The 21,019-nt window shown below is 52.1% G+C and carries 17 protein-coding genes; 11 read left to right on the top strand and 6 right to left on the bottom strand.

The window, feature by feature from the left end:
- The first annotated feature begins 160 nt into the window (after window positions 1–160).
- The 3 genes from rpmE (at window position 161) to NMD08_RS24540 (ending at window position 2,907) form a co-directional block, all read left to right on the top strand.
- Window positions 161–373: a 50S ribosomal protein L31 gene (gene rpmE, locus NMD08_RS24550; protein WP_151218451.1), complete on the top strand. Its 213-nt coding sequence runs from the start codon at window positions 161–163 to the stop codon at window positions 371–373.
- Between the two features lie 339 nt (window positions 374–712).
- A complete protein-coding gene (locus NMD08_RS24545) occupies window positions 713–1,393 on the top strand; it encodes an oligogalacturonate-specific porin KdgM family protein (RefSeq protein ID WP_151218452.1) in 681 nt (226 codons plus the stop codon).
- An 89-nt stretch (window positions 1,394–1,482) separates the two neighbouring features.
- Window positions 1,483–2,907 carry an MFS transporter gene (locus tag NMD08_RS24540; RefSeq protein WP_151218453.1) on the top strand — a complete coding sequence of 475 codons (1,425 nt, stop codon included), beginning with the start codon at window positions 1,483–1,485 and terminating at the stop codon, window positions 2,905–2,907.
- Between the two features lie 52 nt (window positions 2,908–2,959).
- Here the strand turns inward: NMD08_RS24540 and metJ are convergent, their stop codons facing one another.
- Window positions 2,960–3,277: a met regulon transcriptional regulator MetJ gene (gene metJ / locus NMD08_RS24535; protein WP_003028816.1), complete on the bottom strand. Its 318-nt coding sequence runs from the start codon at window positions 3,275–3,277 to the stop codon at window positions 2,960–2,962.
- Between the two features lie 270 nt (window positions 3,278–3,547).
- Between metJ and metB the strand changes: the two genes are divergently transcribed.
- Window positions 3,548–4,708 (top strand): cystathionine gamma-synthase, encoded by a 1,161-nt coding sequence (gene metB, locus NMD08_RS24530; RefSeq protein ID WP_003028818.1) that lies wholly within the window; start codon window positions 3,548–3,550, stop codon window positions 4,706–4,708.
- Between the two features lie 2 nt (window positions 4,709–4,710).
- Window positions 4,711–7,143 carry a bifunctional aspartate kinase/homoserine dehydrogenase II gene (gene metL, locus NMD08_RS24525; protein ID WP_151218454.1) on the top strand — a complete coding sequence of 811 codons (2,433 nt, stop codon included), beginning with the start codon at window positions 4,711–4,713 and terminating at the stop codon, window positions 7,141–7,143.
- 45 nt (window positions 7,144–7,188) lie between these two features.
- Here the strand turns inward: metL and NMD08_RS24520 are convergent, their stop codons facing one another.
- A complete protein-coding gene (locus NMD08_RS24520) occupies window positions 7,189–8,313 on the bottom strand; it encodes a cytoplasmic protein (RefSeq protein ID WP_370619233.1) in 1,125 nt (374 codons plus the stop codon).
- Window positions 8,314–8,446: 133 nt separating this feature from the next.
- Here NMD08_RS24520 and NMD08_RS24515 point away from each other — a divergent pair, with 133 nt between their 5' ends.
- Window positions 8,447–10,003 carry a bifunctional UDP-sugar hydrolase/5'-nucleotidase gene (locus NMD08_RS24515; RefSeq protein WP_370619231.1) on the top strand — a complete coding sequence of 519 codons (1,557 nt, stop codon included), beginning with the start codon at window positions 8,447–8,449 and terminating at the stop codon, window positions 10,001–10,003.
- A gap of 38 nt (window positions 10,004–10,041) precedes the next feature.
- Here the strand turns inward: NMD08_RS24515 and NMD08_RS24510 are convergent, their stop codons facing one another.
- Window positions 10,042–10,419 carry a carboxymuconolactone decarboxylase family protein gene (locus NMD08_RS24510; protein ID WP_151218457.1) on the bottom strand — a complete coding sequence of 126 codons (378 nt, stop codon included), beginning with the start codon at window positions 10,417–10,419 and terminating at the stop codon, window positions 10,042–10,044.
- Window positions 10,420–10,508: 89 nt separating this feature from the next.
- Here NMD08_RS24510 and NMD08_RS24505 point away from each other — a divergent pair, with 89 nt between their 5' ends.
- The 3 genes from NMD08_RS24505 (at window position 10,509) to katG (ending at window position 14,809) form a co-directional block, all read left to right on the top strand.
- Window positions 10,509–11,417, top strand: coding sequence for a LysR family transcriptional regulator (locus NMD08_RS24505; RefSeq protein ID WP_286541409.1), 909 nt, complete (start codon window positions 10,509–10,511; stop codon window positions 11,415–11,417).
- Between the two features lie 157 nt (window positions 11,418–11,574).
- Window positions 11,575–12,462 carry a methylenetetrahydrofolate reductase gene (gene metF / locus NMD08_RS24500; RefSeq protein WP_003028830.1) on the top strand — a complete coding sequence of 296 codons (888 nt, stop codon included), beginning with the start codon at window positions 11,575–11,577 and terminating at the stop codon, window positions 12,460–12,462.
- A 166-nt stretch (window positions 12,463–12,628) separates the two neighbouring features.
- Window positions 12,629–14,809, top strand: coding sequence for a catalase/peroxidase HPI (gene katG / locus NMD08_RS24495; RefSeq protein ID WP_151218458.1), 2,181 nt, complete (start codon window positions 12,629–12,631; stop codon window positions 14,807–14,809).
- Between the two features lie 84 nt (window positions 14,810–14,893).
- On the opposite strand, the gene NMD08_RS24490 is transcribed toward katG, so the two are convergent.
- Genes NMD08_RS24490 through ptsP form a run of 3 tightly spaced genes read right to left on the bottom strand, consistent with a single transcriptional unit; the run spans window position 14,894 to window position 19,189 of the window.
- A complete protein-coding gene (locus NMD08_RS24490) occupies window positions 14,894–15,997 on the bottom strand; it encodes a glycerol dehydrogenase (RefSeq protein ID WP_286541416.1) in 1,104 nt (367 codons plus the stop codon).
- Between the two features lie 12 nt (window positions 15,998–16,009).
- Window positions 16,010–16,672: a fructose-6-phosphate aldolase gene (fsa, locus tag NMD08_RS24485; protein WP_151218460.1), complete on the bottom strand. Its 663-nt coding sequence runs from the start codon at window positions 16,670–16,672 to the stop codon at window positions 16,010–16,012.
- A 15-nt stretch (window positions 16,673–16,687) separates the two neighbouring features.
- A complete protein-coding gene (ptsP, locus tag NMD08_RS24480; protein ID WP_370619228.1) occupies window positions 16,688–19,189 on the bottom strand; it encodes a phosphoenolpyruvate--protein phosphotransferase in 2,502 nt (833 codons plus the stop codon).
- Window positions 19,190–19,496: 307 nt separating this feature from the next.
- Here ptsP and NMD08_RS24475 point away from each other — a divergent pair, with 307 nt between their 5' ends.
- Window positions 19,497–20,576, top strand: coding sequence for a PTS fructose transporter subunit EIIC (locus NMD08_RS24475; RefSeq protein WP_151218462.1), 1,080 nt, complete (start codon window positions 19,497–19,499; stop codon window positions 20,574–20,576).
- Window positions 20,577–20,590: 14 nt separating this feature from the next.
- Complete coding sequence (locus tag NMD08_RS24470) at window positions 20,591–20,911, top strand: PTS fructose-like transporter subunit IIB (RefSeq protein ID WP_151218463.1); 321 nt, start codon at window positions 20,591–20,593, stop codon at window positions 20,909–20,911.
- The last annotated feature ends 108 nt before the right edge of the window (window positions 20,912–21,019 follow it).

Genomic DNA, 21,019 nt, shown 5'->3' with positions numbered 1-21,019 from the left:
GTGAAGGACAGAATGCGGATCAGTTTGCAAGAGCAGGTTAATTTCTGTATGATTCGCCGCCTTTGATATGAATTTGTATCATAGGCCTATACTATTAACATCGCGTGGTGTCTGGCGTTAGGGCTGGAAGAGCGACGCGGCCTTAAACCGAGGTTTTCCCATGAAAAAAGATATTCACCCGAAATACGAAGAAATTACTGCAAACTGCTCTTGCGGTAACGTCATGAAAATCCGCTCTACAGTCGGTCACGATCTGAACCTGGACGTGTGCAGTAAGTGCCACCCGTTCTATACTGGCAAGCAGCGTGATGTTGCTACCGGTGGCCGTGTTGATCGCTTCAACAAGCGTTTCAGCATCCCAGGCAGCAAATAAGTTTCAGCTGTCAGAAAAAAGCGCCATATGGCGCTTTTTTTGTTTCTACACCTGTAGTCTGAAGTTCGTATTGATGTATTGAATGATGTCTATTATCTAATAAATAAAACAGTGTTTTTATTTTTACAATAAATTGTTTCAACTGGTGATCTTCGTCATTTTCATCTTCTGGTTTTTGCCACTTAAGCCAATTCTTGGCAAAATACCAAAGGTTTCTCTCTTCTTTCTAAAATACACTTTTGTGGAAATATAAAATTATTCTTAATCCTTCATCGTTTTTCCATTTATCGGCGAAACGAGATGGGCAATTTCCTTGATTGAGTGTGAAGAGGGATGGCTATGAAATTTAAAACCGCATTATTACTGATTCCATTATTCTCTGCGGCCGCGCAAGCGGGTTATGTTGATTATCGGCATGAATATTATGATGATGGTCGTAATTACGATCGTGTTTATATGTCGCATCGTTTTGCCACAGGTTTCGGCGTGGCAGTAGAAGCTATTTCACGTTCCGAAGACACGCAATCTAATGATGCGTGGAATAACATGGAGAGTAATGGTAACGAGTATACGGCAAGCTACCAGTTCACCTGGCAGGGTCTTATCTGGCAACCGGGTATTGCGATTGAAACGGGTGATAACATCGCGATTTATAAACCGTATATTCGCGTGCAGTACAACATCAATGACAACTGGTGGACCGCGTTCCGCTATCGCCAGGAATACATGCGCAGAAACACCGACGGCAAGGATGACCGTATGGTCTATCGTCCGGAAGCCTGGCTCGGTTATAACATCAATGACTGGATGTTTGAGCTAAACGGCATTTATAAAATTGCCGACAGCGAAGATTTATATAATAACCGAAAAGATGATTACGAATATAATTTCCGCGTGGCTTATAAAATTGGTTCCTGGGTTCCATTTGTTGAAGTTGGTAACGTTTCCTCGGGGTATAACACCACAACCACAGACGATCGTCAGACTCGTTATCGCGTTGGTCTTGGTTATAACTTCTGACCATTAATACATTTCATATCAGTTTATTACGCTGAGTATCGGTATATACGCATAGTTTACGTGAATAATGTGTCTAAGGAGTTAACATCATGTCTAATGATGGAACTATGATCGAAAATCATCAAAGTATTGCTGTCAGACCTTTCGGATTAAGAGATAAATTTGGTTATTTGTGTGGCGACCTTGGAACCTGTTTTATTCTTGGTCTGGTAAATAGTTTTTTAATGATTTATTACACCAACGTACTCGGTATTTCCGGTGTTATTGTTGGTTCACTCTATTTTGTGACCAAACTCTTTGACGCGTTTGTCGACGTTGGCGTAGGGCGCTTATGTGATACCTCTAAACTGACGATACATGGACGGTTTAATCCGTGGGTACGCCGTATGAAGTACCCGTTCTGTATCATTGCGGTCGTCCTGTTCCTGCCGTTTGTGAATGATTTTTCTTATACGGCGAAAATTATCTACATTTGCTGTTCTTATTTTATCTACGGTTCACTGTTATCGACCGTGAGCATTCCGTATGGGGCCATGTCTGCAGCCATTAGCTCGAATCCGGAAGATCGTGTCTCGCTGTCAACCTGGCGCAGCGTTGGGTCAGCTATCGGCGGCGGCGCAACCGGCTTTTTTATTCCAATCCTGATGTACACCACGCTGGTGGACGGAAGTCAGGTGATCTCCGGGCAGCATTTCTTCTGGATCGCCATCGGTTGTGCGGTGTTGGGGTTTATCTTTTTAACATTGACCTGCCAGTTAACGACGGAGCGTGTGCGCGTAGAGAAAAAAGAGAGCATGCCTGTTTCAGTGCTGTTGAAAGGGCTATTACGCAATAAAGCGCTGATTGTTTTAGTGGTTGTGGATCTGCTGATCGTAATTAATCAGGGGTTGTCTGGTACCAACATGACTTACCTGTTTAATGACTATTTCCATAACAAAGAGGCCATGTCCGTTGCCTTGCTCTTCACCTTTGGCTCTCTGGTTCTGCTGGCGCCATCGGCATCCTGGCTCACGAAGCGGTTTGGTAAAAAAGAGGCCAGCGTCGGCGCACTACTCTTTGCAGTAGCGATGTATTTGATTATGTACTTCATCCATATTACCGACGCGAAAGTCTATTTGGTTTTCCTGTTCCTGGCGACGTTGGGGGCTGGACTATTCAACCTGATGATTTGGGCGTTTATGACCGATGTTTGTGATTATCACCAGTATGTCACCGGCGATCGTGAGGATGGCACCGTCTATGGCGTGAACTTCTTTGCCCGCAAGGTTGGTCAGGCGTGCGCAGGAGCCATTGGCGGCTTTATGCTGGCCATCATTGGTTATCAATCTTCGTCAACGGGCGGCGCTGTGCAAACCAGCATCGTACAGGAAAACATCTATACAATGGCGAATCTTTTACCAGCGTTATGCCTGTTTTTGGCCGCGGTTATTCTGATTTATTTCTATCCATTGAACCGTAAAGAGACGCTAAAAATGGAAGAGACATTGAATAAACTTAATGGTATCAGTAAGTAAAATAGCGAGAAGCGGCGGGAGTAATCCCGCCTTTTCTCATCTGTTCTAACAATCAGTATTCCCACGTTTCCGGGTTGATACCCAGTTCACGCATGATTACCTTTGCTTCTTCCGGGATTTCATCACTGCGCTCTTTACGCAGGTCTTCATCGTTGGGTAATGGTTGCCCGGTAAAAGCATGCAGAAACGCTTCACACAGCAGTTCGCTGTTGGTGGCGTGGCGCAGGTTGTTGACCTGACGACGCGTGCGTTCATCGGTAAGGATTTTTAACACCTTCAGAGGAATGGAAACCGTAATTTTTTTGACTTGCTCACTCTTCTTACCGTGCTCAGCGTATGGGCTGATATATTCGCCGCTCCATTCAGCCATGAGATACCTAATCCTCTTTGTCAGTAATAATGAGGCCGGAACCTGAGCCCGAGCCATAATTGCATTGCGCGTAGTTTACCGTAGTGGCGCGGTTGTGACACGATGTTAGCCGTCGCATGTGTGCGCTAATGCATATAATTTTAACGGCTATTTCCAGTTTGCTCAATCTATACGCAAAGAAGTTTAGATGTCCAGATGTATTGACGTCTATTGTGACAATGTTTACTCTGGTGCCTGACTTTTCACCGACTCAGCCAGGATCTCCTCAATATGACGCGTAAACAGGCCACCATCGCAGTGCGTAGCGGATTAAATGACGACGAACAGTACGGTTGCGTTGTCCCGCCAATTCACCTCTCCAGTACCTATAATTTTACCGGTTTTAATGAGCCTCGCGCCCATGACTATTCACGCCGCGGTAACCCGACGCGTGATGTCGTTCAGCGTGCGCTCGCGGAACTGGAAGGGGGGGCCGGAGCGGTACTGACCAATACCGGTATGTCGGCGATTCATCTGGTGACCACGGTATTCCTCAAGCCTGGCGATCTGCTGGTTGCACCGCACGACTGCTACGGCGGGAGCTATCGTCTGTTTGACAGTCTGGCAAAACGTGGCTGTTATCGCGTACTGTTTGTCGATCAAGGAGATGAGCAGGCATTGCAGGCGGCGCTGGCAGAAAAACCGAAGCTGGTGCTAGTAGAAAGCCCAAGCAACCCACTACTGCGCGTGGTGGATATTGCGAAAATCTGCCAACTGGCGCGTGAGGCTGGCGCGGTCAGCGTGGTAGACAACACTTTTTTAAGCCCGGCACTGCAAAATCCACTGGCATTAGGCGCCGATCTGGTGTTGCATTCATGCACGAAATATTTAAACGGTCACTCAGACGTGGTGGCTGGTGTGGTGATAGCGAAAGATCCGGAAACGGTCACTGAACTGGCATGGTGGGCGAATAATATTGGTGTGACCGGCGGCGCGTTTGATAGTTATCTGCTGTTGCGCGGCCTGCGTACTCTGTCACCGCGTATGGAGGTGGCGCAACGTAATGCTCAGGCGATTGTGGATTATCTGCAAACTCAGCCGCTGGTGAAAAAATTGTATCACCCGTCATTGCCGGATAACCAGGGCCATGAGATTGCCGCGCGCCAGCAAAAAGGGTTTGGCGCGATGTTGAGTTTTGAACTGGATGGCGATGAGCAAACGCTGCGTCGCTTCCTGGGCGGGTTGTCATTGTTTACGTTGGCGGAATCGTTAGGGGGCGTTGAAAGTCTGATCTCCCACGCTGCAACCATGACACACGCGGGTATGGCGCCAGAAGCGCGTGCTGCTGCCGGGATTTCGGAAACGCTGTTGCGTATCTCCACCGGTATTGAAGATGGCGAAGATTTAATTGCCGACCTGGAAAATGGCTTCCGGGCTGCAAACAAGGGGTAAACATGAGTGTGATTGCGCAGGCAGGGACGAAGGGTCGTCAACTGCACAAATTTGGTGGTAGTAGTCTGGCTGATGTGAAATGTTATCTGCGTGTCGCAGGCATTATGGCGGAGTACTCGCAGCCCGATGACATGATGGTTGTTTCAGCCGCAGGCAGTACCACTAACCAGTTGATTAGCTGGCTGAAGTTAAGCCAGACCGATCGTCTCTCTGCGCATCAGGTTCAACAGGCGTTACGTCGCTATCAAAGCGAGCTTATTAGCGGTTTGTTACCCCCCGAGGTGGCGGATGGGTTGATCGGCGCGTTTATTCACGATCTGGAACGCCTGGCCGGGTTACTCGACAGCGGCGTGAACGATGCCGTCTATGCTGAAGTCGTCGGGCATGGCGAGGTGTGGTCCGCACGTTTGATGTCTGCCGTTCTTAACCAACAAGGGCTGGAGTCGGCCTGGCTGGATGCGCGCGATTTTTTACGTGCTGAACGCGGCGCTCAGCCGCAGGTGGATGAAGGTCTTTCTTACCCATTATTGCAGCAACTGCTGGCGCAGCATCCGGGTAAGCGCCTGGTAGTAACTGGCTTCATTAGCCGCAGTAATGCGGGTGAAACGGTACTGCTGGGGCGTAACGGCTCGGACTACTCGGCGACGCAGGTTGGCGCGCTGGCAGGTGTTTCCCGCGTCACTATCTGGAGCGACGTTGCCGGGGTATATAGCGCTGACCCGCGTAAAGTGAAAGATGCGTGCCTGCTGCCGCTGCTGCGTCTGGATGAAGCCAGCGAGTTGGCGCGTCTGGCGGCACCGGTTCTGCATGCCCGCACCTTACAGCCGGTTTCCGGCAGCGATATCGACCTCCAGTTGCGTTGTAGCTACACGCCGGATCAGGGATCGACGCGTATTGAACGCGTACTGGCTTCTGGTACCGGGGCGCGTATTGTGACCAGCCATGACGACGTCTGCCTGATTGAGTTTCAGGTTCCTGCCAGCCAGGACTTTAAGCTGGCGCATAAGGATATTGACCAGATCCTGAAGCGTGCCCAAGTGCGTCCGCTGGCGGTGGGCGTGCATCCTGACCGCCAACTGCTGCAATTTTGCTACACCTCCGAAGTTGCCGACGGCGCGCTGAAAATTCTTGATGAAGCAGGCCTGCCTGGTGAGCTACGCCTGCGTCAGGGGCTGGCGTTGGTGGCGATGGTTGGGGCGGGCGTGACGCGTAATCCGCTGCATTGCCACCGTTTCTGGCAACAGCTGAAAGGTCAGCCGGTTGAATTTACCTGGCAATCGGAAGAGGGCATCAGCCTGGTCGCGGTATTGCGTACCGGGCCGACAGAGAGTCTGATCCAGGGGCTACATCAGTCAATCTTCCGTGCTGAAAAACGCATCGGTCTGGTGCTGTTCGGCAAAGGCAATATTGGGTCACGCTGGCTGGAGCTGTTTGCCCGCGAGCAGAGCACGCTTTCTGCGCGCACCGGATTAGAGTTTGTGCTGGCAGGTGTGGTTGATAGTCGTCGTAGCCTGCTTAATTATGAAGGGCTGGATGCCAGCCGTGCGTTGGCCTTTTTTGATGACGAGGCGGTAGAACAGGATGAGGAATCATTATTCTTGTGGATGCGCGCCCATCCGTATGATGATTTAGTGGTGCTGGACGTCACTGCCAGCGAGCAACTGGCAGATCAATATCTGGATTTTGCCAGTCATGGCTTCCACGTCATCAGCGCCAACAAACTGGCAGGGGCGAGCAGCAGTAATAATTACCGCCAGATTCATGATGCCTTCGAAAAGACGGGTCGCCACTGGCTGTATAACGCCACCGTAGGCGCAGGCTTACCGATCAACCATACCGTGCGCGATCTGATTGATAGTGGCGATACCATTCTGTCGATCAGCGGGATCTTCTCCGGCACGTTGTCGTGGCTGTTCCTGCAATTTGATGGCACGGTCCCGTTCACCGATCTGGTTGATCAGGCATGGCAGCAGGGTCTGACTGAGCCTGACCCGCGCGTGGATCTTTCGGGTAAAGATGTGATGCGTAAGCTGGTGATCCTGGCGCGTGAGGCAGGATATGACATCGAACCGGACCAGGTACGCGTGGAGTCACTGGTGCCTGCGCACTGTGAAGAAGGCTCCATTGACCATTTCTTTGAAAATGGCGATGAGCTGAACGAACAGATGGTGCAACGCCTGGAAGCGGCCCGTGAAATGGGGCTGGTGCTGCGCTATGTAGCGCGTTTTGACGCTAACGGAAAAGCACGCGTTGGTGTTGAAGCGGTACGCCCTGAGCACCCGCTGGCGGCGCTGTTGCCGTGCGATAACGTGTTTGCCATTGAAAGCCGTTGGTATCGCGACAACCCGCTGGTGATCCGTGGGCCGGGCGCGGGCCGTGATGTTACCGCTGGGGCGATTCAGTCTGACATCAACCGTCTGGCGCAACTGCTGTAGTTTTTGTTGCCGGATAAAATGCGTCAGTATTACTATCCGGCAGCATTACCGTTTATCAATGAGGGCGTTGTATTTCCCTGCCAGCGCTCTTATTGCCTGAAAAACAGAATGGGCAGAGTAACGGGCACTGCACTGAAATTCCGTCTGTTGCCGCAACCAGTCGAGAAAATTACGGCCTGCCGCCAGAGTTATTGATATCCCTTTTTCAACGTGCCCCTCTGTTAGCAGACATACCATTTTACGATTACTGCCTTGCTCCAAAATCTGCCATTGGTTCTGCCACCATCCCTGGTCCGTTTTACCCCGGAGTTGCCAGGGTAATGTGCATTTATTGTCATTTATCTCTTCATCTATAAACCACAGCGATGCGTGACGATTACGAAACGATTCTGCCCAAGCGGTGATTGTCGCGCCGCGTAGAAAACATTCGTGAGAGATAATGTGTGTTTTTACCTCTGGCCAGAGGTGACTTAGTATGCGGAAATGCCCGTGTGCGGTAATGACCGGACGTAAAACCGCGCCGTTGGCGCTCCGTTTGAGCATGGCGCTACCGTACTGGATTTCATCAAACTGGCTACGGCGTAAAAACAGGGTTTCCCGCTGTCTTACTCGCTCAACGATATCGTCATGAATGACTTCGGGTTCAACATTGTCACGCCAGCGGTATCGTAATGAATCCCCTACGAGATGGGGCGTGAAATTACTGGAAATATGCAAAACATTGCCACGAATAGCATCAAAACTGAATAATACATAAAGTTTCTGCTCGGTGCAGGCTCCCTGAAAAGGGACGATTAAGGGAACCGTTGCTATTTGTTCTGGTGGAACAATGGTGGCGAGCGGCTGCTGCTTTGGCGTCCAGACCTTTTTGCAGCTCCGGCACTGAACGCGTTGGCTGCCCTGGGGATTATGCCCATAGCGGATGGTTTCTCGCTGATAACAACGTGGGCAAAAATGACCGCTTTTGGCGGCAAAATCCGTTAAATATTCCGACAACCAGCTACGAAACTGTTCCTCATTAAACAACGGGGGATAACTGCCGCATACCCGGCAATGCAGTGCAGCATAACCCAACCGATACTCTGGCCAGCTGTAATCTGGTGAGCTCGCCAGCCCCAGATTTTTGCAGCCAAAAGACTTACAGCAATTGATGGTGAACAGCGACGTCATCGTATTACCAACGATTTTTAATGGTCGTTGATTTTGACCTGCAACTATCACAGCTGGATGTGAGTTTTCTCACATAAAAAAACCTTTCAGAACGTAACGTAGCGATTCTTTATATGACTGAAAGGGATTGATTATGAAGTTAAAAATGCTTGCTGTTGGTGTTCTGGTATCACTGCCGTTATGGGCATCGGCAAAAGATGTCACGATTATCTACACCAACGATCTTCACGCCCACGTTGAGCCTTATAAGGTCCCATGGATTGCCAATGGCGCACGCGATATTGGCGGTTGGGCCAATATCGCCACGATGGTGAAGCAGGAGAAAGCGAAAAATAGCGCCACCTGGTTTTTTGATGCGGGCGACTACTTTACGGGCCCTTACATCAGCAGTCTGACTAAGGGTAAGGCGATTATCGATATCATGAACACCATGAATTTTGATGCTGTCACCATAGGTAATCATGAATTCGATCACGGTTGGGACAATACGCTGCTGCAGCTGAGTCAGGCGAAATTCCCCATTGTGCAGGGTAATATCTTTTATCAAAACAGCAGCAAAATGTTCTGGGATAAGCCTTACACCATTATTGAAAAAGATGGTGTGAAGGTTGGCGTGATTGGCCTGCACGGCGTATTTGCTTTTGATGATACGGTTTCCGCTGCGACACGTGTCGGTATTGAAGCGCGGGATGAAGTGAAGTGGTTGCAACGCTATATTGATGAACTCAAAGGTAAAGTCGATCTCACTGTGGCGTTGATCCATGAAGGCACTCCAGCACGTCAGTCCAGTCTGGGTGGTACTGATGTGCGTCGTGCGCTGGATAAAGACATCCAGACCGCAGGCCAGGTGCAGGGGCTGGATATCCTGATTACCGGCCATGCGCATGTTGGCACGCCGGAGCCGATTAAAGTCGGTAACACCCTGATTCTTTCTACCGACAGCGGCGGTATTGATGTGGGTAAACTGGTGCTGGATTATCAGCAGAAACCGCATCGATTGACCGTGAAGAACTTCGAGCTGAAGACCATTTTTGCTGATGAATGGCAGCCAAACCCACAGACGAAACAGGTCATTGATGGCTGGAATAAAAAGCTCGATAAAGTGGTACAACAGACGGTTGCAAACTCTCCGGTTGAGCTGACGCGTGCTTACGGAGAATCTTCTTCGTTGGGCAATCTGGCGGCGGATGCACTGTTGGCGGCGGCGGGTAAAGATACCCAGTTGGCGCTCACTAACTCAGGCGGGATCCGGAATGAAATCCCAGCGGGTGCTATCACGATGGGTGCAGTCATTAGCACCTTCCCGTTCCCAAATGAGCTGGCTACGATGGAACTCACCGGTAAGCAGTTGCGTGGCTTGATGGAGCACGGTGCGGGTTTAAGCAACGGTGTATTGCAGGTGTCCAAAGGACTGGAGATGAAGTATGACAGCAGTAAACCGGTCGGCCAGCGAGTCACCGTATTAACGTTAAACGGTAAACCGATTGAGGACGCCACGGTTTATCACATAGCCACCAATAGCTTCCTGGCAGACGGTGGTGATGGTTTTACGGCATTTACCGAAGGTAAAGTGCGAAATACCTCCGGCGGTTATTATGTCTCTAATGCTGTCGTTGATTACTTCAAAGCGGGAAATACGCTGACGGATGAGCAGATTAAAGGCATGCGTGTGGCAGATGTGAAACCATAGTGAGCTCAGGCCAGCAGATAATCCGCTGGCCTGTTGTTTTAGCCTCTGTGAGAGGCAAACACCTCTTTCGCGGCGAATAAACCATTGAGAGCTGCAGGGAAGCCGGCATATACGGCCATCTGCATAATCACTTCAACGATCTCATCCTGCGTTAAACCAACGTGTAATGCCGCGCCAATATGCACTTTCAATTGTGGGGCGGCATTGCCCATGGCCGTTAACGCTGCGATGGTGGCAATTTCCCGGCTGCGCAGATCCAGACCTGGCCGTGCGTAGATGTCGCCAAACGGAAATTCCAGCAGGTAGCGGGCAAAATCCGGCGCGATTTCCTTCAGGCTCTCAACGACGGCCTCTCCCCCTTTACCATCTACCTGTTGCAGCATTTTCTGGCCAGTAACAAAACGTTCTGATTCCATGATTTTCCCCTCGTAGGTGTGGCGTATGGCGAGAGAATAGGGGGCGTAGAATGATTTGGATAATACCGTTTCCGTGATACCTTTTCGGTATGACAACATCGACATTACACTCTCTGGATATTCGTCTGCTGCGTTACTTTGCCGTTGTGGCACAAGAGAACAATATGAGCCGCGCGGCGCAGCGTTTGTTCATGTCGCAGCCGCCGTTGAGCCGCCACATTCGCCAGCTTGAAGATCGCCTGGGGGTCACGCTTTTTGTCCGTCATACCCGTGGATTAACGCTGACGGAGGATGGCCAGCGCGTACTTGAAATGGTGCGCCCGCTGCTTGATCTCCAGGACAAAACCTACGTTGCGTTGAGTCAGTTAACGCAAGCCGGGGAGCCATCTCTGCGCTTAGGGCTAAGTACGGCGTTTGAACAGGGCGTTTTTGCTGCGCTTGAGTCACAGCTGACTACGCATGTGCAGAAGCGACATATTGTCCGTCATGGTTCGCCTGAACTGGCGCGCCAGGTGCGTCGTGGAAAACTGGATGCCGCGCTGGTGGCGCTACCGCTTGAGACCTCGGGGCTTAGCGTCACGCCACTTGGCTGGCAAGAATCGTTGATCGTCGCCTTACCCGCGTTCTGGCCAGAAGCGGCGCTGCCTTCGCTCTCGTTAACGTCGCTAAGCCACCGACCGCTGTTCTGGTTCAAACGTGAACGTAACCCTGCCTATTTTGATTACACCCGACACATTTTTAGTCGTGCCGGTTATTCTCCTGCCTGTATTGAAGAACCGCTGGAACATGACGTGTTGTTGGCGCGGATCGCGCAGGGTGACGGTCTGAGCCTGCTTCCTGCCTCCTTTTCCGCAATCCAACGTCGGGGGGTGATATTCCTGCCGCTTACCGATAGCGAATTGCGTATCAGTACGGGGTTGGTGATGTTGCCTGAAAACGTAAAAAAATTAGAGTGGCTGCAGACAGTCATGACGCAATCCCTCATCAATTCAGACTGATGTGAATTTTTTTCACGTTGGCTGAGTATTCCTCACCTTTGGCGATGATTTTTGTGTTGACGCCAGCATGCTTTTCCGTCATTTTTACATCTAGACGTCTAAACGTATAGCAGTTCACAACACAACATATAACGACAAAAGATTGATGAGGTAAGGTATGAGCTTTTTTCACGCCAACCAGCGGGAAGCCCTGAATCAGAGCCTGGCAGAAGTTGCCGGTCAGATTAACGTTTCATTTGAGTTTTTCCCGCCGCGCACCAGTGAAATGGAGCAAACCCTGTGGAACTCCATCGATCGCCTGAGCAGCCTGAAGCCGAAGTTTGTTTCAGTCACTTACGGTGCAAACTCTGGTGAGCGCGACCGTACGCACAGCATTATTAAAGGTATTAAGGATCGCACGGGTCTTGAAGCAGCGCCGCACCTGACCTGCATTGATGCGACCCGTGATGAGCTGCGTACTATTGCTCAGGACTACTGGAATAACGGTATTCGTCATATTGTTGCCCTGCGTGGTGACCTGCCGCCGGGAAGCGGTAAACCGGATATGTATGCTTCTGACCTGGTGACACTGCTGAAAGACGTTGCAGACTTTGATATCTCCGTTGCGGCTTACCCGGAAGTGCACCCGGAAGCGAAGAGTGCTCAGGCTGATTTGCTGAATCTGAAGCGCAAGGTTGATGCCGGTGCGAACCGTGCGATCACTCAGTTTTTCTTCGATGTAGAAAGCTATCTGCGTTTTCGAGATCGCTGCGTGTCTGCGGGAATCGATGTGGAAATTATTCCTGGCATCTTGCCGGTATCTAACTTCAAGCAGGCGAAAAAATTTGCCGACATGACCAACGTCCGCATTCCGGCGTGGATGTCGACCATGTTTGATGGTCTTGACGATGACGCGGAAACCCGCAAGTTGGTGGGTGCCAATATCGCCATGGACATGGTGAAGATTCTCAGCCGCGAAGGGGTGAAAGATTTTCACTTCTATACTCTCAACCGTGCCGAGATGAGCTACGCTATTTGTCATACACTGGGTGTAAGACCGAACTAAACAGATACTCAGCCCTCTACGGAGGGCTTTTTTTGATCATTTTGATCTACATCTCTGTAACGCAAAATATAAAAGGAATTAGCTATCGAATCTGTGGGTTATTTCGACTATATCTTATCTCTGGTGGTGTATATCGTAGTCAGAACACTGTAAAGGGAGCATATAGATGAGCATGTCCGACGATAGCCAAAACGCATCAACTGCCGGTAAGTGTCCTTTTCATCAGGGCGGTCACGACCAGAGCGCGGGAGCTGGAACGAACAACCGCGACTGGTGGCCAAATCAACTGCGCGTTGATCTTTTAAACCAACATTCCAACCGTTCTAACCCGCTGGGTGAGGACTTCGACTACCGCAAAGAATTTAGCAAACTCGACTACTCTGCCCTGAAAGGGGATCTCAGAGCCCTTCTGTCCGAATCTCAACCGTGGTGGCCAGCTGACTGGGGAACCTATGCCGGATTGTTTATCCGCATGGCATGGCACGGTGCAGGGACCTATCGCTCCATTGATGGACGCGGTGGCGCGGGTCGCGGACAGCAGCGTTTTGCACCACTAAATTCCTGGCCGGATAACGTTAGCCTTGATAAAGCGCGTCGTCTGCTGTGGCCAATTAAGCAAAAATATGGTCAGAAGATTTCCTGGGCTGACCTGTTTATCCTCGCGGGTAACGTGGCGCTGGAAAACTCAGGCTTTCGTACCTTTGGCTTTGGTGCCGGTCGTGAAGATGTCTGGGAACCGGATCTCGACGTAAACTGGGGTGATGAAAAAGCCTGGCTGACCCACCGTCACCCGGAAGAGCTGGCTAAGGCGCCGCTGGGCGCAACCGAAATGGGTCTTATCTATGTGAACCCGGAAGGGCCGGACCATAGCGGCGAACCGCTTTCAGCGGCAGCGGCTATTCGCGCGACCTTCGGTAACATGGGAATGAACGACGAAGAAACCGTAGCGCTGATTGGTGGCGGTCATACGTTGGGTAAAACCCACGGGGCTGCACCGGCATCGCATGTTGGTGCCGATCCAGAATCCGCACCGATTGAAGCGCAGGGCCTGGGCTGGGCCAGCAGCTACGGCAGCGGCGCGGGTGCGGATGCCATTACATCCGGTCTGGAAGTGGTCTGGACGCAGACGCCAACCCAATGGAGCAACTATTTCTTCGAGAACCTGTTCAAATATGAGTGGGTACAAACTCGCAGTCCGGCAGGCGCTATTCAGTTTGAAGCGGTTGATGCGCCAGAAATTATTCCCGATCCGTTTGATCCGTCGAAAAAACGTAAGCCGACGATGCTGGTTACCGACCTGACGCTGCGTTTCGATCCTGAGTTCGAGAAAATCTCCCGCCGTTTCCTGAACGATCCGCAGGCGTTCAACGAAGCGTTTGCTCGTGCGTGGTTTAAACTGACGCACCGTGATATGGGGCCAAAAGCGCGTTACATCGGACCGGAAGTGCCAAAAGAAGATCTGATTTGGCAAGATCCGCTGCCGCATGCGTTCTTCAACCCAAGCGAAGAAGATATCCTGAAACTGAAGGCGACCATCGCTGCTTCCGGGCTGTCCGTGGGCGAACTGGTATCGGTAGCATGGGCTTCGGCATCGACTTTCCGCGGTGGAGATAAGCGTGGCGGCGCTAACGGTGCGCGTCTGGCACTGGACCCACAGCGCGGCTGGGATGTGAATGCCACCGCGGCACGCGTTCTGCCTGTGCTGGAAGGGATTTATAAGTCTGCCCATACCGCCTCGTTGGCCGATATTATCGTGCTGGCCGGTGTGGTTGGTGTCGAGCAGGCGGCTAGCGCTGCGGGAGTCAGCATTAAGGTACCTTTTGCGCCGGGTCGTGTGGATGCGCGTCAGGATCAAACAGATATTGAGATGTTTGAGCTGCTTGAGCCGATTGCTGACGGTTTCCGTAACTATCGCGCCCGTCCTGACGTATCGACCACCGAGTCGCTGCTGATCGATAAAGCGCAACAGCTGACGCTGACCGCACCGGAAATGACCGTGCTGGTGGGTGGTATGCGCGTACTGGGCACCAACTTTGATGGTAGCCAGCACGGCGTCTTTACCGATCGTCCTGGCGTACTCAGCACTGACTTCTTCGTCAATCTGCTGGATATGCGTCATGAGTGGAAGGCGGTTGATGAGTCAAAAGAGCTGTTTGAAGGTCGTGACCGTCTGAGCGGCGAAGTAAAATACACCGCAACTCGCGCCGATCTGGTGTTTGGTTCTAACTCTGTGCTGCGCGCAGTGGCTGAAGTCTATGCCTGTAGCGATGCCCACGAGAAGTTCGTGAGAGATTTTGTTGCCGCATGGGTGAAAGTGATGAACCTGGATCGTTTCGATCTGCTGTAACAGACGATGCCGGATGCCGCTTGCGCGGGTCCGGCATGGTAGGAATAAAAAATCCCCGCATTTGCGGGGATTTTTATTGGCAGGTTATTCCCACTCTTGCAGGTAACGTTGGCCGTACTGGTCGGCCACCAACAGGGCAGCATACACCTGATCTGGGGTTGCGCCGCCAGGCATGTTGTGGATGGTTTCGCCTTCTGCACAAGCGGCTTCTGCCACAATGCGCATTTTCGTCGGGATATCCTGTTTGATATCCAGCTGCGCCAGCGTAATTGGCAAACCAACTGAATGGCACAGCGCCGCAACGGTTTCAATTTCATCGACCGGCGCGTTTTCCAGCACCAGTTGCGTCAGCGTACCGAAAGCCACTTTTTCACCGTGGTAGTAGTGGTGCGCATCCGGGATTGCCGTCAGTCCATTATGAATGGCGTGTGCCGCAGCCAGACCACCGCTTTCAAAACCGACGCCGCTCAGATAGGTATTGGCCTCAATCACACGCTCCAGCGCAGGCGTGACCACATGCTGCTCGGCGGCCAGCATCGCTTTTTCACCTTCTTCTATCAGCGTATTAAAGCACAGCTCAGCCAGCGCCAACGCCGCCTGAGTACATTGACCGCCTGCCATAGTGGTGGCACCGCTGCGCGAACAGGCGCGTGCTTCGAACCAGGTCGCCAGCGCATCGCCAATACCCGCGGCTAACAGACGCGCCGGTGCGCCCGCGACAATTTTAGTATCAACAATGACCCTGTCCGGGTTGTTCGGCAGCAACAAATAGCGGTCGAATTCACCCGCGTCGGTGTAAATAACGGACAGCGCGCTACACGGTGCATCGGTGGAAGCGATGGTTGGCGCAATGGCGACAGGCACGCTCATAAAGTGCGCCAGCGCTTTGGCGGTATCCAGCGTTTTACCGCCGCCAATACCGAGTACTGCGCCACATTGCGCTTTTTCCGCTACGCCGCGCAGACGGTCGATTTCGTTTTGTGAACACTCGCCGCCAAATGGTGCAATCTCCAGCGTCAGTCCGGCATCCTGGAAGCTTTTTTCCAGTGCTGGTTGGGCGAAGCCTAAGACAAACTTGTCCCCAACGACCAGCCAGCGCTTTGCCAGTGGTTTGAGGTAGCTGCCAAGACGGGTAATAACATCGGCACCCTGGATGTACTTACCAGGCGATTGAATAATGCGATCCATACTTTATTTACCTCACAGGTTGATGTGACCAAATGCGTTGTTCCAGTCCTGCTCAAACTTCTCTATTGCTGACTCTACCGCAGGGGTATTGAGCATTTGTTGCGCTACGTCTAATGGCAGAGTGATTGCTTCACATCCTGCCAGCAAGCAATCCAGCGCCTGACGCGGAGTTTTAAAGCTGGCCGCCAGTACCATGCTGTTTGGCGCATGCAGTTCCAGCAATGTTTGCAGTTCTTGTACCGTGCGAATTCCATCGCCGCCCTGGGCATCAATACGGTTAACGTAAGGCGCGACGTATTTAGCTCCCGCCAGCGCTGCCAGCAGCCCTTGAGAGGCGCTGTACACAGCGGTTCCCAGCGTGGTGATACCTTCCTTTTTCAGCATCTTGATTGCGGCCAGACCTTCAGACGTTACGGGGATTTTCACTACCAGGCCGGGTATAGCGTGACTCAACCGTTTGGCTTCCTCCACCATGCCCTGCGCGTCGCGGCTCATAGTTTGGGCAAACAGAATGCTCTCTTTGCCAATGGCGTTTTGCAGGCGCGGCAGCACATCCCAGATGGATTCTTTGCTTGCTGCCACAATGCTTGGGTTGGTGGTGACACCCGCGATAGGAAAGATGCGTGCCAGACGTTCAACTTCCGCGACGTTGGCGGTATCAAGGTAAAGTTCCATACAAAAACACCCTCTTTAAAGTTCAAGTTCATGTTGCAGCAGGCTGGCGATAGCCTCGGCAGAGGCGGCGTTAACCAGCGCGTTGCGGAATTCTTCGTGCATAATGCGGCGTGCCAGGCGCGAGAAGATACGCATATGCTGGTCACCTGCGGCGTGCTTGTTGAGCGTCAGCATAATGATGAACTGCGCATCGTCATCGCCCCAGCGTACCGGTGCTTTAAGGCGCGCCACGCTGATGGTCGACTGCTCAATATGTTCAGATTTGCTGTGTGGAATGGCAAAGCTAAAGCCCAGACCCGTGGAGAACACCGCTTCGCGAGCCCACAGATCGGTCTCCAGCTTGCGCGGGTAACGGCAGCGATTGGCCAGCAGCAGATTGTCGGTCATGCCTTTAATGACCTCTTCTTTGCTGCGCCAGTCGCTATCCAGTGTGATGCACTCGGCGGTAACCAGAGGCGTATCCTGTTGGGTCATGCGGAACTGGGCCAGCAGATGTTCCACTTCGAGTGAGGTGCGACAGGCCATCGCCTGATTCAGCAACTGACGGCAGGCGCGGCTGTCGAGTTGCGCCATGCGTGCTTTAGCGGCGGGAATTGACGGGGCGCTCATGCTGATCTCGTCCAGCCCCAATCCGATCAGCAGGGGTAGCACTGAACCTTTGGCGCCCAATTCGCCGCACAGGCCAATCCATTTTCCTTGACGATGTACCGCCTGCACGGCGAAATCCAGTGCGCGCAGGAAGGCCGGATTCAGGCTGTTGTAGTGGCGGGTGACTTTGGCGTTGTCGCGGTCGACCGCCAGCAGATATTGCGTCAGGTCATTGCTGCCAATACTAAAGAAATCAATCTCTTCACAGCATTGATCAATGATGAACATTACTGAAGGAACCTCCAGCATAATGCCAAGCTGGATCTTCTCATCAAACGGGATGTGTTCATTACGCAGCTGCTGTTTGGCTTCAGCTAGTTTCTCTTTGACCCACAGGATCTCTTCCATCGAGGAGATCATTGGGATCATGATTTTTAGGCTACCGTGGGCCGATGCGCGGAGGATTGAGCGCAACTGGGTGGTGAACAGCGCGGCATATTCTTCATAGATACGCACCGCACGATAGCCGAGAAACGGGTTGGCTTCGGCAGGAATATTCAGGTAATCAACGGGTTTATCACCACCGATATCCATGGTGCGTACAATAATGCTGCGCCCCTGTGCAGGCTCCAGCGCCTGGCAGAAAATGTTGTATAGCTCATTTTCATTCGGGGCGCAGGAACGGTCCATATAAAGCATTTCTGTACGGAATAACCCAACCGCTTCGGCACCGTTACCAAAGGCGGATTGCGCCTCCACGGAGTGGGCGATGTTAGCGGCGACTTCCATGCGGATGCCATCCGTCGTACGCGCCTCCTGGGTCAGCCAGATACGTTGCTGTTCACGCAGAGCATTTTGTACACGCATTTCCTGCTGATAGTAACGTACGACGGGTTCATCTGGTGCAACGATAATCGCGCCTGCGTTCCCATCGATATAAACCGTTTTCTGCAGCCATGGCGTCAAGACTTCAATATCTACGCCAACCAGCGTAGGAATGTTGAATGAGCGGGCGAGAATCACCGTGTGCGAGGTGGTACCGCCGCTTTTCAACAACAAGCCTTTCAGCAGTGTTTTGTCCAGTTCGAGGAACTGGCTGGGTGTGAGTTCATCAGCCATACAGACAGTCGGCTGGGTCAGCTTCCCCGGTGCGGGGAAACGTTGTTCGCCATAAATTTGCTGCAGGAGCTGGAAACAGACGTCGCGTACGTCCAGCGCACGTTCCTGTAAATAACTGCTGCTGGAGCGGGTGAATTCATCACAGAAATGCCCGGCGCTTTCGACAACCGCCTGAGCGCAGCTTAACCCGCGTGATACTCCGGCAAGCAGGTGCTGACGCAATGATGTATCGCCCGCCAGCGAGCGATGTGCTTCCAGAATCGCACTGGTCGCGCCGTCGCTGTCGAGCAAGCGGAATTCAAGGTTTTTCATCAGTAGCGTTAAACCGTTATCCAGCGCTGCTTGCTCGGTTTCAATGTCTTTCGCGGATGGGAGGGAATCCAGCGCGTTGAGATCCAGTGAGGAAAGCCGGTTCAGAACACCGCCTGCACTGCCGCTGCAAACGGCGCGAGCACGAAACAGCTGAGGATTCAGGTTGGTCAACGATGCGGGAAGCGGCTCCAGTTCGCTGTTTTTGATCTCCGCCAGCGGCGCATCACAGTGTGGAAACTCATCACGCAGCCACTGGCTCAGGCGCTGATGGGCAGCCAGCTCATCAGCGCCTGAAATCAACAGCTTGCAGCTATCGCCAGCCAGCGTGTCGGTGCCAATCAACGCGAGCGCGCTTTTGGCATTGCCCTTACGGTCGGTGCGCAGGTTATGCCACTCAATGTGTGAGGTAAACGTATTGCACAGTGTCTCAACGTGGCTTGCCGGACGGGCATGTACGCCATTGGGCAGCTCACAGGTAAATTCCACAATCAGGGCCATCGCCTCTCTCCCATAACGAGTTCTCGCTACAGGATAAAAGGGCAACGCCTGAGCTTGCCATGTGATAAATCTGCCAAAAACTGGATAAATGTAATGTAACCATCAAAGTGAGATATCCCTCACAAGTCAGTGTGTTCCTTATAAATTCCGAGAAGCCGCAAGTTATGAGGCGGATCGCATTTTTGTACTGATATTACAAAAATCCAGCAAATGGCCTTTTTATCCACTGTTTGCGTCGCTACGGATTGCCTATTGTTTTCCCCAACAACCTTATGGATATGGGCTGTAGGCAGCCCGGGAGCGACTTATGAAAGAGTTGGTGCAGATCCTGAAAAATACCCGTCAGCACCTGATGACCGGTGTTTCGCATATGATCCCTTTTGTCGTGGCGGGTGGTATTTTACTGGCGGTCTCCGTCATGCTGTATGGCAAGGGCGCGGTACCGGACGCCGCAACGGATCCTAATCTCAAGAAGCTGTTTGATATTGGCGTTGCAGGGCTGACGCTGATGGTGCCATTCCTTGCCGCGTATATCGGTTATTCCATTGCCGAGCGTTCCGCTCTGGCCCCTTGTGCGATTGGCGCATGGGTGGGAAACAGCTTCGGCGCAGGTTTTTTCGGCGCACTAATCGCCGGGATTATTGGCGGTATTGTCGTCCATTATCTGAAGAAAATCCCCGTACATAAGGTATTGCGTTCGGTAATGCCTATCTTCGTTATTCCTATTGTCGGCACGTTTATTACCGCAGGCATCATGATGTGGGGCCTGGGAGAACCCGTTGGCGCATTAACTACGAGTCTGACCGAGTGGCTGCAGGGGATGCAGCAGGGGAGCATTGTCGTGTTGGCCGTTATTTTAGGCCTCATGCTGGCATTTGATATGGGTGGTCCCGTCAACAAAGTTGCTTATGCCTTCATGCTGATTTGTGTGTCGCAAGGGGTTTATACCGTGGTCGCTATTGCCGCTGTGGGGATCTGCGTGCCTCCGTTGGGCTTAGGGCTGGCGACGCTGATTGGCCGCAAGAATTTCTCTTCTGAAGAACGTGAAGCCGGTAAAGCTGCGCTAGTGATGGGCTGCGTTGGCGTAACGGAAGGCGCGATTCCATTTGCCGCCGCCGATCCGCTGCGCGTTATCCCATCCATTATGGTTGGCTCAGCCTGTGGCACAGTAACCGCCGCCCTGTTTGGAGCGCAGTGTTATGCCGGTTGGGGTGGGCTGATTGTTCTGCCCGTTGTGGAAGGAAAACTGGGTTATATCGCGGCGGTTGCCGTTGGTGCTGTGGTGACCGCCGTGTGCGTTAACGTACTGAAAAGTCTGGCACGGAAAAAAGTGTCTCAGGTCGAGCAGAAAGAGGACGATCTGGATTTAGATTTTGAAATGAATTAAGTGAGGAAAGAGTCATGACTAAGATTATCGCAGTAACCGCATGTCCTTCTGGCGTTGCTCACACCTATATGGCAGCCGAAGCGTTGGAAAGCGCCGCTAAAGCCAAAGGTTGGGACGTAAAGGTTGAGACTCAGGGGTCGATCGGTCTGGAAAACGAACTGACCCTGGCGGATGTGGCTGAGGCCGACATGGTCATTCTGACCAAGGACATTGGTATTAAGTTTGAAGAGCGTTTTGCGGGCAAAACTATCGTTCGCGTCAACATCAGCGATGCAGTGAAACGCGCCGACGCCATCATGAACAAGATTGGCGCACACCTTGCGCAAACCGCTTAACTTTAGAATGCCCGATGGCGCAAGCTTATCTGTCCTACGCTATTAATCCTGTAGGCCAGATAAGGCGTTCACGCCGCCATCAGGCAACAAGCTTGCCCACAGGAGTTT

Origin of the sequence: Citrobacter meridianamericanus (genome assembly GCF_041320245.1) — a bacterium.
Classification (GTDB): domain Bacteria; phylum Pseudomonadota; class Gammaproteobacteria; order Enterobacterales; family Enterobacteriaceae; genus Citrobacter; species Citrobacter meridianamericanus.
This window is presented reverse-complemented; position numbering and strand designations above follow the sequence as displayed.

Bases quoted from the DNA above. Each gene is read 5' to 3' on its own strand.
- rpmE (WP_151218451.1), top strand. From the start codon at position 161: ATGAAAAAAGATATTCACCCGAAATACGAAGAAATTACTGCAAACTGC.
- NMD08_RS24545 (WP_151218452.1), top strand. From the start codon at position 713: ATGAAATTTAAAACCGCATTATTACTGATTCCATTATTCTCTGCGGCC.
- NMD08_RS24540 (WP_151218453.1), top strand. From the start codon at position 1,483: ATGTCTAATGATGGAACTATGATCGAAAATCATCAAAGTATTGCTGTC.
- metJ (WP_003028816.1), bottom strand. From the start codon at position 3,277: ATGGCTGAATGGAGCGGCGAATATATCAGCCCATACGCTGAGCACGGT.
- metB (WP_003028818.1), top strand. From the start codon at position 3,548: ATGACGCGTAAACAGGCCACCATCGCAGTGCGTAGCGGATTAAATGAC.
- metL (WP_151218454.1), top strand. From the start codon at position 4,711: ATGAGTGTGATTGCGCAGGCAGGGACGAAGGGTCGTCAACTGCACAAA.
- NMD08_RS24520 (WP_370619233.1), bottom strand. From the start codon at position 8,313: ATGACGTCGCTGTTCACCATCAATTGCTGTAAGTCTTTTGGCTGCAAA.
- NMD08_RS24515 (WP_370619231.1), top strand. From the start codon at position 8,447: ATGAAGTTAAAAATGCTTGCTGTTGGTGTTCTGGTATCACTGCCGTTA.
- NMD08_RS24510 (WP_151218457.1), bottom strand. From the start codon at position 10,419: ATGGAATCAGAACGTTTTGTTACTGGCCAGAAAATGCTGCAACAGGTA.
- NMD08_RS24505 (WP_286541409.1), top strand. From the start codon at position 10,509: ATGACAACATCGACATTACACTCTCTGGATATTCGTCTGCTGCGTTAC.
- metF (WP_003028830.1), top strand. From the start codon at position 11,575: ATGAGCTTTTTTCACGCCAACCAGCGGGAAGCCCTGAATCAGAGCCTG.
- katG (WP_151218458.1), top strand. From the start codon at position 12,629: ATGAGCATGTCCGACGATAGCCAAAACGCATCAACTGCCGGTAAGTGT.
- NMD08_RS24490 (WP_286541416.1), bottom strand. From the start codon at position 15,997: ATGGATCGCATTATTCAATCGCCTGGTAAGTACATCCAGGGTGCCGAT.
- fsa (WP_151218460.1), bottom strand. From the start codon at position 16,672: ATGGAACTTTACCTTGATACCGCCAACGTCGCGGAAGTTGAACGTCTG.
- ptsP (WP_370619228.1), bottom strand. From the start codon at position 19,189: ATGGCCCTGATTGTGGAATTTACCTGTGAGCTGCCCAATGGCGTACAT.
- NMD08_RS24475 (WP_151218462.1), top strand. From the start codon at position 19,497: ATGAAAGAGTTGGTGCAGATCCTGAAAAATACCCGTCAGCACCTGATG.
- NMD08_RS24470 (WP_151218463.1), top strand. From the start codon at position 20,591: ATGACTAAGATTATCGCAGTAACCGCATGTCCTTCTGGCGTTGCTCAC.